12 protein-coding genes and 1 tRNA gene are annotated in these 14,521 nt (G+C 41.1%); 3 read left to right on the forward strand and 10 right to left on the reverse strand.

Annotated features, from left to right (window positions below; all coding sequences use genetic code 11):
- Positions 1–259 precede the first annotated feature (259 nt).
- The 3 genes from VB732_RS21195 to VB732_RS21205 all read right to left on the reverse strand — a co-directional run bounded on the left by VB732_RS21195 (position 260) and on the right by VB732_RS21205 (position 2,010).
- Positions 260–332 (reverse strand) — tRNA-Ala (locus VB732_RS21195).
- A 65-nt stretch (positions 333–397) separates the two neighbouring features.
- Entirely contained in the window at positions 398–1,126 is a 729-nt protein-coding gene (locus VB732_RS21200) for an HAD family phosphatase (RefSeq protein WP_323232874.1), read from the reverse strand.
- On the reverse strand, positions 1,123–2,010 hold the full coding sequence (locus VB732_RS21205; protein ID WP_323232875.1) for a class I SAM-dependent methyltransferase: 888 nt from the start codon (positions 2,008–2,010) through the stop codon (positions 1,123–1,125). Before VB732_RS21205 ends, VB732_RS21200 begins: the two co-directional genes overlap by 4 nt.
- 317 nt (positions 2,011–2,327) lie before the next feature.
- Between VB732_RS21205 and VB732_RS21210 the strand changes: the two genes are divergently transcribed.
- Positions 2,328–3,509: an RtcB family protein gene (locus VB732_RS21210; protein WP_323232876.1), complete on the forward strand. Its 1,182-nt coding sequence runs from the start codon at positions 2,328–2,330 to the stop codon at positions 3,507–3,509.
- A 281-nt stretch (positions 3,510–3,790) separates the two neighbouring features.
- Here the strand turns inward: VB732_RS21210 and VB732_RS21215 are convergent, their stop codons facing one another.
- The 3 genes from VB732_RS21215 to VB732_RS21225 form a co-directional block, all read right to left on the reverse strand.
- On the reverse strand, positions 3,791–4,417 hold the full coding sequence (locus VB732_RS21215) for a hypothetical protein (RefSeq protein ID WP_323232877.1): 627 nt from the start codon (positions 4,415–4,417) through the stop codon (positions 3,791–3,793).
- 358 nt (positions 4,418–4,775) lie between these two features.
- The gene (locus tag VB732_RS21220; protein ID WP_323232878.1) at positions 4,776–5,690 is read right to left on the reverse strand and encodes an Rpn family recombination-promoting nuclease/putative transposase; all 915 of its coding nucleotides are present in this window, start codon (positions 5,688–5,690) and stop codon (positions 4,776–4,778) included.
- 161 nt (positions 5,691–5,851) lie between these two features.
- Entirely contained in the window at positions 5,852–7,153 is a 1,302-nt protein-coding gene (locus tag VB732_RS21225; RefSeq protein ID WP_323232879.1) for a dihydrolipoamide acetyltransferase family protein, read from the reverse strand.
- A 434-nt stretch (positions 7,154–7,587) separates the two neighbouring features.
- On the opposite strand from VB732_RS21225, the gene VB732_RS21230 reads away from it, so the two are divergent.
- Positions 7,588–8,058: a hypothetical protein gene (locus VB732_RS21230; RefSeq protein ID WP_323232880.1), complete on the forward strand. Its 471-nt coding sequence runs from the start codon at positions 7,588–7,590 to the stop codon at positions 8,056–8,058.
- A 49-nt stretch (positions 8,059–8,107) separates the two neighbouring features.
- Here VB732_RS21230 and VB732_RS21235 read toward each other — a convergent pair whose 3' ends face one another.
- Positions 8,108–8,557 (reverse strand): YlqD family protein, encoded by a 450-nt coding sequence (locus tag VB732_RS21235; protein ID WP_069072569.1) that lies wholly within the window; start codon positions 8,555–8,557, stop codon positions 8,108–8,110.
- A gap of 52 nt (positions 8,558–8,609) precedes the next feature.
- Entirely contained in the window at positions 8,610–10,565 is a 1,956-nt protein-coding gene (locus VB732_RS21240; RefSeq protein WP_323232881.1) for a long-chain fatty acid--CoA ligase, read from the reverse strand.
- A gap of 162 nt (positions 10,566–10,727) precedes the next feature.
- Between VB732_RS21240 and VB732_RS21245 the strand changes: the two genes are divergently transcribed.
- Complete coding sequence (locus VB732_RS21245; protein ID WP_323232882.1) at positions 10,728–10,850, forward strand: hypothetical protein; 123 nt, start codon at positions 10,728–10,730, stop codon at positions 10,848–10,850.
- A 597-nt stretch (positions 10,851–11,447) separates the two neighbouring features.
- Here VB732_RS21245 and VB732_RS21250 read toward each other — a convergent pair.
- Entirely contained in the window at positions 11,448–12,020 is a 573-nt protein-coding gene (locus tag VB732_RS21250; protein WP_323232883.1) for a Uma2 family endonuclease, read from the reverse strand.
- 94 nt (positions 12,021–12,114) lie between these two features.
- Positions 12,115–14,274 (reverse strand): DNA helicase RecQ, encoded by a 2,160-nt coding sequence (recQ, locus tag VB732_RS21255; protein WP_323232884.1) that lies wholly within the window; start codon positions 14,272–14,274, stop codon positions 12,115–12,117.
- Positions 14,275–14,521 lie beyond the last annotated feature (247 nt).

Below are 14,521 nucleotides of genomic sequence, written 5' to 3' on the forward strand. Positions count from 1 at the left end.
TACTAACCAGATTTGAAAATGGTTAAAAAGTACAACTAAGTTATTAGGAGGGCTGAAAGGAGTGCTGCGATCGAACAAATATTAAGGAAAAATAATTTGCTTGTGGTAAATTTGACAGTTAATACCGAAAGAAGACGACGTTAATTTGCGAAAACCTAATATACTAAAATTAATGACACAAACTTACGAAATCGACCTTAATTGGCAAAAAACGACACTATCTGCGAATCGCGACATTTAATTAGCGAATGTACACAAATGGAGAATAACGGATTCGAACCGATGGCCTCTGCGGTGCGATCGCAGCACTCTACCAACTGAGCTAATTCCCCAAAATCTATGCAAAGTCAAGAGTAATATTACTCATTAACTCAATACATTATCACCATAAATTATTTTAACATTCAGTTGCCGATGGCTGAGGCTGTTTTTGAGAATAAATTTTTTGCACCCGTTCGAGTTCCAATTCGCTGAGATAATCAACAGTCCAGTTACAGCAGCGCTGGAGCATGTGGAATGGGTAAGTATTCGCTACACCAACAACTTGCATTTGCGATCGCTTCGCTGCTGCAATTCCTGCTGGAGTATCTTCAATGGCCAGACACTCGTGTGGTTGAAGATTCAATTCAGGATATTCTTTATTTAGGCGTTTTACTGCCAGTAAATAACCATCGGGTTCTGGTTTACTAGTGGTGATGTCATCACCGGCAACAATAATTTTAAAGTGTTGGGCTAGTTTGGCGCGATCAAGTACCAATTCTATTTCTTTACGAATAGCGCCACTAACTAAACCTAGTTTCAGATTCCGCGATCGCACCTGATATATTAAATCTTCGACACCTGGATATAAAGGCAGTTTCTCTATTTTTCCTAGTTCCACCACATAGGCTTCTGCTTTGCGGTACAGCAACTGAGTTAAATAGTTTTCATCGCCTACTCTACCACGATTAGCGAGTAGTTGCTGAAAACAAGCGCGATCGCTGCGTCCTAAAGAAGCTTGACGCTCACTCACCTTTTGGGGTTGGAGATTTTCTTGAATGAGAATCTCATCGATCAGTTGCAGGTGGATTGGCTCATCGTTAATGATGACACCATTAAAATCAAAGAGAACTGCCTTTAAACTCATGCCATTATGCCAAACGCTGGAGATCCAAGTTCCTCCAAATTATTATTATCTATTGATGTGGCAGTATACTGACGGACATTTTCAGCTGCAATCGGTTTAACGCCGCTAGTGATCTGATTTATCCACCATACATCCTGCGATCGCACAGCTTCAAATCCGGCTGCGCCCATATTCGCGTCTACGCTACCAGCAGCATACTCACGAATATATGGCTCCTCAAAAACATCATTAAGCCATTCTAACTGACGCAGAGTCTTCTGATTTCCATCTAAAATTAATACTTGCCCTCCAGTTACCAGCAACCTAAAGCTTTCCCGCAAAATTGCTAGAGACACCTCATTTGGTGTTTCGTGGAATAGCAAAGAAGCTGTAACCAAGTCAAATGTTGCGTCACTCAAACCAGTTTTTTCAGCATTCCCATGTCGCCAGACTATATCTAAACCAGCATTTCTAGCTTTATCTTCTGCCCTTACCAGCATATAGGGTGATAAGTCCAAACCAATAACTTCTGCTTCGGGGAAAGCCTGTTTTAACATTAAGGTAGTGGAACCAGTGCCACAACCTAAGTCAAGTATGCGTCGTGGTTTTACCCTGACGGCATCAACTAAAGCCTGACGGACAATAGTTTCATTCGGTGGCACAACATATTGAGTAATCGGATCGTAAGTAACTGCTGCACCGTAAGTCAGGTATCCCCCTGTAATCCCGTGAAAATTTTGGTTGCTGTAGTACGCGGGAATTATGACATCATCTCGTCGATAGCGATCGCACTCTTTCTCCCAGTCAATACTATCAGCGTAACGCTGTAATCCATCTTCATCAATCAAAAGACGTACTACAGGGGATAAAAAACGTTCCCAGATTGTATCTTGACGCACTGCCATATTGTGTCAGAACTTTAAGGGTTATTTAAGCAGAGTAATTTCCTTTACAAATTTTAATATATTTGGCAAACATCTGCTTTCCCTCTGCGGTATGGGCTTGACTTTTGTAACTCACCTGGTTACATTTGTAGTATAAACGTGTTACTCCCTAAGATTAGTTGTTCAGGTTCACGAAAACTGAGCCAATGAAATGAAAGACAATACAACATTAAATTGCTACAACTAACGAGGTAATGGGTTATAAGTCACACTGAGAATTATCAGTGCCATATACCCAATCCAAAATTTAAAATTTAAAATCCAAAATACAAAAAATTATGCCCTACGAAAAGTTAGAAATTACCACACCAGCACCCGTCTTATCTTGGGCAAATCACTCTTTGGGCCCAGAAGAAACCAAGATGGCAAAAAATGTTGCATCGCTACCATTTGTGTTTAAGCACGTCGCATTAATGCCAGATGTTCACTTAGGAAAAGGTGCTTTAGTTGGTTCTGTAATTGCAACCAAAGAGGCAATTATACCAGCTGCTGTCGGTGTGGATATTGGTTGTGGAATGAGCGCTATCAAAACATCATTTACCGCCGAACAACTAGAAGGTAAACTAAAGAAAATCCGCCTGGATATTGAAGCAGCAATTCCTACTGGATTCAACGAAAACAAAGACGTTGAAAAATCTGTTAGCAATTGGCAACACTGGGATGATTTTAAAGACTTGCATCGCGGCGTGCAAGACTTACAAAGTAAAGCGATGAAACAGATGGGTTCTCTGGGTGGAGGAAACCATTTTATTGAAGTGTGTCTTGATACAGAGAATCAAGTTTGGTTGATGCTGCATTCTGGTTCGCGCAACATTGGCAATAAACTTGCACAGTGTCATATTCATACAGCTAGAGAATTAGCAAAAATGGCAGGTAATAAATTGCCTGACCCTGATTTGGCTCATTTTATCGCTGGTACGCCAGAATTCCAAGCATACTGGCACGATTTGCAATGGTCACAAAACTATGCGCGTGTCAACCGCGATGTGATGATGGCGCGTTTTAAGCACATAGTAGAGAAGCATTTAGCAGGTGGGAAGGCAACTAAACCTTTATTGCAGGTTAATTGTCATCACAATTATGCCGAAAAAGAAGTGCATTTTGACGAGGATGTATACGTTACTCGTAAAGGTGCAGTCCGCGCCCAGACTGAAGATTATGGGATTATTCCTGGTTCTATGGGGGCAAAGTCTTTCATCGTTAAGGGTAAAGGTAATGCCCACAGCTTCTGTTCTTGCTCTCACGGTGCAGGGCGTTTGATGTCTAGAAATAAGGCAAAAAATGTCTACACACTTGATGATTTGATAGAGCAAACAAATGGTGTAGAATGCCGCAAAGATGAGGGGGTATTAGATGAGATTCCTGGTGCTTATAAGCCGATAGAACAAGTGATGCAAAATCAAGCAGATTTGGTTGAAGTTGTAGCAACACTCAAGCAAGCTCTTTGTGTGAAGGGATAAGTTTGTTGGGTGGGCAATGCCCACTTTTTTTATTTTTTTAAACGCAAAGGGACGCTGAGGTATAAATGATTGTTTTAAGTGAATCGACTGAAGAAATACAGCTATCTACTAGCGCTAGCGAAAATAAATTAATGACTGAAACTGCCCAATTCTTACTTGATGTAGAGATTGTTGGGTGGTATTATTTATATCTTAAAGTATAAGTATATGATAAATTCATAGTGTTTATGGTAAGCTAAAAATATTATTCATTTACATCTTTATTAAACTCTGATATTTTTTCATTTGGGATAATTATTTGAATCATTGAAATACACTTTTGTTGTTTTTGAAGGGCACTTTAATACACCGCTTGTGTACTCTGGTAAAGATAAACTTTTTCTAGAAAGATAGGCCGTATTATTCTCTTTGCAAATAACACTCACCATTTTCAGTTGCTTGCTATCAGGGACTTTAACGGCAAAAACAGCACCAACATATAAATTAAGTGTAAAGCCCGGAAAGCCCCAATGACCTTTACAAGCATCTTGAAATGCATAGACGTAAATACTATCAGTAATATTATTAATATTAATGTTAGTGTTAGTGTTAGTCTTAACATTTTCCGTTCTAGTGTAGTATCCGTAACAGCTTTGTGGATCGCCAATAACCCAATCTTTCAATGATGGTTCTTGTCCTTTTTGATCGGGAATTATCACAAAACTTTTCTGCTTTGAAAAAACAGCTTCTTGAGTAGTAATCATTGATATTAACTTTTTTTTAGCGTTGATAGTTATTCTGTCTATCTTTTCACTCATCGCTTGGTTTCCACCGTCTTCACTTGAGCATCCAGTCAAGAACAAGCTCAGGAAAGCAATACTAAAAATTAATAATTTACAAGGCGAATAAATAATTTCTTTTTTAGCCATAAAAAATAATTACTAACAAAAGTAGGGATAAATAGTTTCTAGTCAAGCACTCGATTACCAGAGTGTCTGACTAGAAAATTTATTTAAATTTTAACTAGGTTATAACAAAAATGTCATTATTACCAATTGTTGGTCTAATTGAAGTGAGGACTCAACAACTAAGTTTATACGGCAATTTAGAGTAAGCTAGAGGATGGTTTCATCCCAGAGAAAATACTTTGTTACAGGTTTCATCAGAGCAAATGGCAAAATTAAAAGCAGAGTATCGTCAAAAAATGCAAGCATAAGCAACCGAGCAAGGAGCTTGGTATGAAAATCTGAATTTTTTTGTAACTGGTAGAAAGGTTTAGAGCAAACTCTAATTTTCTATTGAATTTAGCCAATTCATCAAATCAGCTTCACTGACAAAATCTAGTAATACTTCACCCAAGTCCTCTAACTGAGTCAGGGACAACTCTTGCAACTGAGATTGTAACTGAGAATTAATTGAACCGAGCCGACGATTTAACAGACGCATCACTAGCCTCAGTTCTGATTGTCTTCCTTGTTCAATACCTTGTTCAATACCTTGTTCAATACCTTGTTCAATACCTTGTTCAATGCCTTGTTCAATACCTCGTTGTCTCCCTTCTTGCAGTCCTTCTTCGAGAATTTCTTGATAAATGGCAGATTCTCTCATATCTTCTCTCCTCAAAAACTGACGAATTAGTTCTGGCTCGAATACCAACCCTGCTAGAAGTTGGGTACATACCGAGATACTCTGCTTGGTGGCTTCTTCTTCAATCATACTCACCTGAACTGCTACCTGTTGAAGTAATCTTTGAGGAGAATCTGTTCGCGCCAAAATTGCCAGAGGTAATAAACCAGGAGATAACAGTAAGGGTTCTGGATCTTGTTCCCAAATTCGGATGACGCGATAACGGTGGGTAGTATTGCGAGCAGTAAATTGATCTACAAAGACAGCTTCTGAAGTAGTCGGTTTAAGAAAAATTACTACCTGCTCGATATCACAATTGTATTGTCGATATAGCCGCACCCAATAGTCCAACATCCGCAGTGGCAAAGGTGGAGTCGATGCTGGTAAAGTTTGAAATTCTAAATGCAGTATTTGATTGGCAGTTTGCAAAAAGGTTACTGAGTCTGCACGAATTGGCTCTTGATTTAATTCTGTTTTGAGAATCTGGATATCCGTTGCCTCAGATGCAAGTAAGTAACGGATAAAATCTTCTGGATACTGCTCAACCAGATATTTCAGGGTGTTATCGTATGTCACTGTGATATCAGTTTGGACATAAACTCATGTAGAGACATAATATCGTCACATAGTTTGTCCATCAACAATTTAGTTTAAGTATTGTTTATTGTTAGCGCTACTCTACGAAAAACTGCTTTTCGCTGATAGCGCTAACATTTAAATTTGGTGTCTTTTCAAAATTACATCGTCAAAGATTGAGGATTTGTCTCAATCAATTTTGCCAAATCTTGCAAGAATGCCGCAGCATGGGCACCGTAAATAATGCGATGGTCAGAAGTAATATTGACTTGCATTTGTTGCCGCACGCCAAATAAACCGTCAGGTGTTGCTACCACTTGCGGACGGGATGCCCCGATCGCTAAAATTGAACCTTGTCCAGGCGGCAAAATCGCATCAAATGTGTCTACACCAAACATCCCCAAATTGGACAGGGTAAAAGTTCCACTGTTATATTCTTGAGGCTGTAGTTGTTTTGCCCTCGCACGTTCTACCAAAGACTTCCAAGTACGCGACAGAGAATAAATATCCACTGCGTCTGCATTTTGCAGCACAGGTGTAATTAATCCGCCATCATCCATCGCTACTGCGACAGAAATGTTGATATCAGAATGATAAACAATACCCTGGTCTGAGTAACTAGCATTTAACAATGGGTGTTTTTGCAATGTCACTGCTACAGCTTTCGCCAGTAGCGCTGTCATTGTCACGCCTTTGGATTTAATTTGTTTATAAAGTTTGTCTAATCCATCGGTGGTAATTGTATAACCTACACGGAAGACGGGCACGGATATGGTAGCTACCATGTTCCGCACTACAGCATTCTGGAAGGTAGTTAGAGGCACGGTTTGACCAGGAACAGCCGCCGCCACGGGTGCGGGTGCGGGTGCTGGTGTCCGAGGTGCTGGGGGTGCAACTGGGACGCTGGTTGGTACTGGTGCTGGTGGGGCAGATGGGGCGGTTTGCTTGCCTTTATTGGACAATGCTTCTACATCTTCGGCGACAATGCGACCGAAGGGGCCACTGCCTTGGAGTGTAGTTAAATCAACTTTAAGTTCTTTGGCTAACTTACGGGCACGGGGTGAAGCGACAAGCCTTCCTTCTTTGTGGTTAGACCCGTTTTGAGACGCTAAGGCAGGTGTTGCGGCTGAGGCTGTGGCGGCAACTGGTTCAGGAGAAGAGGTAGGAGTAGCCGCCGCGCCGCCAGAATTGGCAAGAGATTTCGCCTGTTCAATTTCAGCTTCCGTTTCGGCTATGAAGGCGATCGCAGATCCTACCGGGGCAGTTTCACCAGCTTCAACTATGATATGGGCAAGAAAGCCTTCGTAAAAGGTTTCTACATCCATATCTGCTTTATCTGACTCTACAACCACCACTGTTTCCCCTTTTTCCACTTTGTCCCCTGGCGATTTCACCCAGGAGACGATTTTGCCTTCGGTCATGGTAGAACTCAGAGCCGGCATAAATACTTCGTGAATGCTCATAGGGTGGTTTGGGAATCAATGGTTTATGGACTTTAACAGCTTTTATCAGATCGAATTGTATCTTGGCAGGAGAGTTTTGGACTGGAGATTTTATATTTTTAGTTGGGAATTGGGAATGGGGAGAGTTTCAAACTCCTAACTCCTAAAGACAGACGCGGTTAATCGTGTTTCTTAACCCCAGGAACCTAAATATGAATGGGAGGTCTATAATACAGAGCCACCCTCAAGGTTAGCCAATACCTCGATCTCGTTTCAGTGGTTGACTTGCAAAAACCACCACGAGTTTTTCACAGATTAAATGGGATTGCTATTTATACTCCTGATACCCATTGCTTAAAATACAAGAGCTTCTTGCAGGTAGAGGATATGGGATGCAGTTCAATCTAGAATTCAAAATTGGTAATAAACCTATTTGAAATTCCTGTTTATTTGTTATGTCGGTAAAGCTGAAATTTTTTTTGATTGTGATATTAGGTATCTTTGCCACTGCTGGCGCTGGAGTATATGTTACCCAGCAGCAGCAATCTGCACCGATTGTTGAGACAAGTTATGGGCAAACCCAGCAAGTGGGAGCAATACATCAGTCTCAAGAGGTTGTGGCATATCCAGAGCGTTTCGATTACAAAACTATACCTTTAGAAAATATCAACTCATCTCTTCAAGGGAGCGATCCTGCTACCCTCGCTCTAAATGCCTTTGACAACATAGCACCAGTAGGAGGAACGCGAAAGGTAGAGGTAGCTTATCCGCAACGAAATCAAGCTTTAGTCACGATTACGCAAATCAAGCGGGGTAATGATTCAGTTGGTGTTCAATATCGAGTTGAGATGACTACCTTCGGGCGATCGCTATTTATTAGCTCTCCTCCAGTCTGGCAAATTGTTTGGGCTGGAGTGAAGAATTAGTTAGGAGTTAGAAGACGCGGTTAATCACGTCTTCTAACTCCTAAATTTACTAAATGTCGCCGCGAATTTCTTCTACAACGCCATCGCGCAGAACGATTTCTACCTGCATTTTGCTAATCAGGTTATCTCCTGTCTCTACCCGGAAAAAGCCTTCCATTTGGAATTGGTTGACTTCCTGATCTTGCTGGAGAAACTGCACTTGCTGGAGGTTTTGCAGCAACTGATTTTTCTGCTCTAGAAATTCACTTTTCTTTTGATTGACTTGGAGTTGGATATTGTCAATTTGTTGAAGAGTCTGGGGGCCTGGTGGTTGCAGACTCTGCTTTTGAATTGCCGCGATCGCTCTTTGTCCTTCTACGTCTAGCTGTTGCAGTTGCTGATCTAGTTGATTGATCTGGGTTTGCAACTGCTGTTGTACTTCCTCTTTCCACAGGGGAGTCACAATAACTTTGACGTTAACGACGCGTTTCAGAAGCAAATTAGATTTGGAGACATCCATAAATATTTCACGTTCACTCTTTACAGTTCTTTACAGTTGGGAAGTGGAATTATCAGGCAAACATGCCGTCAATAATATCGTGATAACGTTCCGTGACGACATGCCGGCGAACTTTTAGTGTTTGTGTCATCAAACCATTTTCAATAGAAAACGGTTCTGGAATGAGTTTGAATGTCCCAATGCGGTCATCCGGTCGATAGCCTGGACGATTTTGCACTTCTCGATTCAATTCTTGCCGAAATAAATCCTGGATCATTCTACTCTCGAAGTCAATTTTTTGACTAGGTGAAGAAGTGGCGGGATTGTTCTGCACCCATTTTTCTAGGGCTTCGACATTGGGGACAATTAAGGCTCCCAGGCTGCGCTGATCTTGGCCGACGAGCATAATTTGATCGATGTATGGCGATCGCAAACAAGCATCTTCGATCGGCTGTGGCTCGATGTTTTCCCCGTTAGTCAATACAATCGTATCCTTTGCTCTGCCAGTCAGCACTAAGTCGTTTTTGGGGGTCAGCCAGCCCAAATCGCCGCTATCAAACCAACCTTCGGCATCAATCGCTTTCGCTGTTGCTTCGGGATTTTGATAATAGCCTTGCATAATTTGTGGCCCCCTCAACAATACTAAGCCTCGCTTCTCTGTTGGCAAAGGCTTTTTTGTCTCAGGATCTACAATTTTAGCTTCTGTAGCAGGGAGCGGTAGCCCTGATGCACCAATCAAATTTCGCCAAGGACGGCGCACATGGGTTACAGGAGAAGTTTCGGTTAAGCCATAGCCTTGCAAAATCTGCACACCAATAATTTCAAAAAAGTTATCGATGTGTCTGGGAAGCGCACCACCGCCGCTAATCATCTGCTTGACTTGTCCTCCTGTGGCTTCTCGCACTTTGGCATAAACGAGTCGTTCTCCCAAGGCGTGGAGGGGTAATAAAGCCGATGCTTGGATTTTAGCTGTTAATCGCTCGATGGCTGAGGCATGAAGATTATTTAAATCCAATCCCTGAGCAACCCGCCGCGCTTTGATATATTTATCGCTAATGCCCAACAAAAAGTTAATTAGGCGTTGCTTTTTGGCTGGTTGTTCGCGGAACTGCTTTTGTACTCCTTCATAAATCGATTCCCACAGCCGGGGTACACCCACCATGTAGTTGGGTTTAAATTGTCTCAAATCTGCTTTGACAGAGCGTAAGTTGGTATAAACTTGCGTGCAACCTTGAGATAGTAGGTAATATTCAACAGTTCGTTCGTAGCTATGCCAGGAAGGTAAAATACTGAGAACGATATCGCCAGGGATTGGTTGCAATACTGTGCCAAAGGTTGTTACTTGGTGCATCAAATTGCTATAAGACAGCATTACACCCTTCGGTTTACCCGTAGTGCCAGAGGTATAAATTAGGGTTGCTAAAGCGTCACGATTTTGTTTAACTGGCACAAAATTATGATTTTTCCCAATTTCGAGCAACTGGGCAAAATTCAGCACCTTTAGAGTTAGAGTTTCGTCTGTCGGTGGTGCTTCATCTGAAAGTAAGATCGCAAACTGAATTGGTAAATCTTGAAGGCGATCTTGTAGTTTTTTTAGTGTCTTTAAATCTTCAATTACTATTGCCGTGCTACCGCTATTGGCGATGATAAACAGTAATTCCTCTTTTTCTGCTTGGGAACTACGCACCGCATCAACTCCGCCAGCAGTCATGATGCCTTGATCGGCAATAAACCATCGGGGACTGTTGTCAGAAATTAAGGAAATGCGATCGCCTACTTTCACTCCCAAAGCCTGTAAACCAGCAGCAAATAATTGCATTTGCTCCGCTAACTGTGTATAAGTAATCACAGCTTCTGGTTTACCGTGAGGGCTGCGGAGGGCAACAATATTACCAAATCGTTGAGCCGCTAAAGGCCAAATTTCTGGTAGTGATTCCACATTTGTGTAATCTACCAACCGCTTTAAACCCTCACGTTCTCGCTCACTGATGTTAGATAAAAAAGAAGACGCGGTTTGGATTCTTGACATAACACCTTACCTAAATATCGTAAATTAATTGTTTTTCTAGTTTATTTTGTTATCCCGCTACAATGACCATCCTTATTATCCACATTCCCTTCTGTGTATAATAATTCCAGAAATTCCACGTTTATATTTACAAAAATTTATGTTAAAGTTAGTTTACATAGAGTGCAAGCAATAGATGGACTGAACATCAATCCTATACATAATATTATGGTTGCACCTCAATACAGCGATATCTACGACGGGCTACGCCTACGCCTATTTGTCACAGGAGATGATCACCTATGAATTTGATAGATATTACACTACTAACGCTGCTCAATATTACTATCTGCATGGCGTTACCTAAGCTTATAGCTATGCTTATGGCTGATAAAACCAAACCTAATGAAGTGTCGGGGAATGGTTCAAAATTGCAAGCAGCCAAAATTCAACTTACGAGTTTTCCTTATTGTACAACTCACTTATTAACGAGTAGTCAACACTGCAAATTTAGTCCTGATTTTTGTTCCAAATGCTCTCCGAACTGATGGACTATTTATCAAGCTGGAAAATTTCTGTATTCCAAATGATAATTCATCTATGAGTACTCCAAGTAAAAAAATGCTCAATTGTCATTGCGAGCGAAGCGAAGCAATCGCAAGGGCTGGGATTGCTTCGCTTCGCTCGCAATGACGGGTTTTGGATCATTTATTTTTTGGAACACTCTATAGGACTCTTATTTGATTTTTGAACAAAACTCAGTACTGATGTATCTCTTGTTTTTCCCAATTCTCAATTCCCAATCCATGCAAGTAAATTTAGGAATCAAACCGGATTCCTATAGTTATTCAAGCGAATTTAACTAGTTTGCACTGTAATTTGTTTTTCCATTCAATCTAAAATTTATACAGGAAAAAACTGGTCTACAGTACAGCTAAAACCAGGCAATAGCGAAGAAATTATATTATCGTTACTAAATAAGGTTGCTACCAAGCTAAGTTGACTTTGTTCGCGTCGGTAGACCTCTAGTTTACGCGATCGCCAATCAGCAATCCAATATTCTTTTACTCCTCTGGAAGAATAAAGTTTCAGTTTAGCTTCTTTATCTCGTCTTAGGTCTTCGTTGCTAGCAGACAAAACTTCGACTACTAAATCTGGTGCGCCAGTTAAATGTCCTGCTTCATCCAATGTTAGGGCCAAGGTTTCTTTAGTAACCCAAACTACATCAGGAATCACATTATCTGATTCGGAAAACAAAACGCCAGGGTTGATTACAGCTTCTCCTAAACCAGTAGAATCTGACCAAACATCAAGCTGTCGAAAAATCTTGCCGCAAGTTTGCTGATGTTTAAAGTGAGGTGCCCTGGTCATAAATAATTCTCCATCAACTATCTCGTAGCGCGTCCCTTCATTTTCTGGTAATAATTCCACATCCTGAGTTGTCCAGCGTACTCCTGTATTAAGCATCTGACTCATTAGGTAACTCCTTTAATCTTGCTTTTGTATTTTAATAAAATAGAATTCAGCATTCATACGAATTGATTCTGTATTCTGTGTTCTTCTTAAATCATCACTTGCGATTGTCACGCCGCCACTTACACCGTACTAAGCGAATTTCATCAAAAGTATAGCTTTCGCCTAATTGTTCTTTGATGGGAGTGAGTGAAATGTCACCGAGTACTTCTAAAACTTGCCAAATTTTTTGTTGATGTTCTAAAGGTACTAATTGATTTAAATCAACTGGCTGATTTTTCTCAATTAGTTTTTCTAGATGAGTGCTAACTGTTGCCGGACTAAGGTTGCGTTTTTGGGCAATTTGAGCAATATTTAAACCTTGTTGATGCAATTGTAATGTCTGTAATTCGGTGTAAGAAGAAGATGATTTGGCTGAAGATACGGAAGTAGCAGATTTATTTTGCAAACCTTTTTCTTGGCGGTAGGCACGAATTTCTGTAATGAACTTTTCGCCATATTGAGCGAGCTTGTGACTACCTACACCAGAAAGTTTGGCAAATTCAGCTAAGTTTTGGGGTTGCACCTGTACCATCACCTTTAAAGTGGAATCGTGGAAGATGACGTAAGGTGGTACAGATTGCTCATCAGCTAATTGTTTACGTAGCGATCGCAACTTCTGTAATAATACTTCTGCTTCTTCTGCTTTTTCGCTCCCCTGTTCCCAAGTTATCTTTTGGACTGTAGTTACAGCTAGGGAAACTGTGCGTTGTTTTCGCATCACTTCCCAACTTAAGGCATTTAGTTTTAAAACTGAGTAACCATCGCTACTTTGTTCTATTAACCCTTGATGTAAAAGCGATCGCCCCAACATTCGCCATTCATCTAGAGTTCTATCTTTGCCAATACCGTAGGTAGAAAGTTTATCGTGTTCGTACTGGATAATTTTGTCTTTTTTTGCCCCCCGCAATACATCAATTATGTATGCCATCCCAAACCTTTCCTTGCAACGCGCCACACAAGATAAAAACTTCATGGCTTCAATTGTCCAATCTTGCATGGGTTTGGGATGACGGCAATTATCACAGTTACCGCAATTCCCAGGAAACCTTTCGCCAAAATAACCCAGTTGAATCGTTCGCCGACAATCAGTGCCTTCAGCGTAATCGATCATCTGACGCAGTTGTTGTTTAGCAATCAACTGTTCTTGAGGATCAGTTTTTTGATCGATGCTCCATTCAATTGTTTTAACATCACCAAAGCTGAAAAATATTGTACATCGAGATGCTTCTCCGTCTCTACCTGCCCTACCCGATTCTTGATAATAACTTTCTATATTTCTGGGCATATCAAAGTGAACTACCAGCCGCACATCGGGTTTATTAATTCCCATCCCAAAGGCGACTGTTGCCACCATCACCCGGACATCATCTCGAATAAATCGTGTTTGATTACTACTACGTTCCTCATCAGTTAATCCGGCGTGATAAGGCAGAACACCAACCTTATCATTTTGTAGTTTAAAAGTTAGTTCATCAACTTTTTTCCGAGTTAAAGAATAAATAATTGTCGAACCTTCAGTTTCTCTAATTAGTTCTAACAATTCAGCGTAAGCATATTTAGTTTTAGGACGAACTTCGTAATAAAGATTTTCCCGGTTAAAGCTGGCAAGATGGATGCTTGGTTGCTTTAGTCCTAGTTGTTGAATGATGTCACTACGGACGCGATCGGTTGCTGTGGCGGTGAGGGCGACGGTAGGAACATCAGGATAGCGTTTTCGCAGAGATTTTAATTGGCGATATTCTGGACGAAAATCGTGTCCCCATTCCGAAACGCAGTGCGCTTCATCAATAGCAAAACTAGAAATACCGATTTTTTCTTTAACTAAATCGAGAAACGGGAGAAACCTTTCACTGAGGAGACGTTCAGGGGCGACATAGAGTAATTTTACTTTACCACTCAGGATGGCTTCTTCCCGCGATCGCACTTGGTAAGCGTTCAAACTGCTATTGAGAAATGTCGCGTTAATATTATTATTTCGCAGTGCTTCTACTTGGTCTTGCATCAAAGCAATTAACGGCGACACTACCACAGTTAGTCCATTTTTCAACAATGCTGGTAGCTGAAAACATAGAGATTTCCCCCCGCCAGTCGGCATCACAACCATTAAATCTCGATTTTGCAGCGCATCTTCGATAATTTGCCGTTGTCCGGGGCGGAATTGGTCATAACCGAAGTGATATTTTAGCGCTTGTTCGAGATGGGGATGCTGAAGCATAGCGATCGCTTTTTCGGGGGCTGTCTGCGTGGGTAGTTATTAAAGATATCAGCATTTTAACTCACATCTTTGGCAGCTTTGCTCAGACTTGCTTTTGTGTTGCCGATCGCACTTGATAAGCTATTGAAGAAGAATTCAGAAGTCAGAATCCAGGAATCAGAATCAATCAGTCGGGGATTCAGACGGGCGCAGGATTGAAGACCACCAAATCTACGATTTTGTGGGGGTCTTAAACCCGGTTATTCAT

The organism is Nostoc sp. UHCC 0252 (genome assembly GCF_034931145.1).
GTDB lineage: Bacteria > Cyanobacteriota > Cyanobacteriia > Cyanobacteriales > Nostocaceae > Nostoc.

Coding starts and splice junctions, on each gene's coding strand:
- VB732_RS21250 (WP_323232883.1), bottom strand. CDS start 12,020: ATGAGTCAGATGCTTAATACAGGAGTACGCTGGACAACTCAGGATGTG.
- VB732_RS21235 (WP_069072569.1), bottom strand. CDS start 8,557: ATGGATGTCTCCAAATCTAATTTGCTTCTGAAACGCGTCGTTAACGTC.
- VB732_RS21240 (WP_323232881.1), bottom strand. CDS start 10,565: ATGTCAAGAATCCAAACCGCGTCTTCTTTTTTATCTAACATCAGTGAG.
- VB732_RS21225 (WP_323232879.1), bottom strand. CDS start 7,153: ATGAGCATTCACGAAGTATTTATGCCGGCTCTGAGTTCTACCATGACC.
- VB732_RS21200 (WP_323232874.1), bottom strand. CDS start 1,126: ATGAGTTTAAAGGCAGTTCTCTTTGATTTTAATGGTGTCATCATTAAC.
- VB732_RS21230 (WP_323232880.1), top strand. CDS start 7,588: ATGTCGGTAAAGCTGAAATTTTTTTTGATTGTGATATTAGGTATCTTT.
- VB732_RS21205 (WP_323232875.1), bottom strand. CDS start 2,010: ATGGCAGTGCGTCAAGATACAATCTGGGAACGTTTTTTATCCCCTGTA.
- recQ (WP_323232884.1), bottom strand. CDS start 14,274: ATGCTTCAGCATCCCCATCTCGAACAAGCGCTAAAATATCACTTCGGT.
- VB732_RS21215 (WP_323232877.1), bottom strand. CDS start 4,417: ATGGCTAAAAAAGAAATTATTTATTCGCCTTGTAAATTATTAATTTTT.
- VB732_RS21210 (WP_323232876.1), top strand. CDS start 2,328: ATGCCCTACGAAAAGTTAGAAATTACCACACCAGCACCCGTCTTATCT.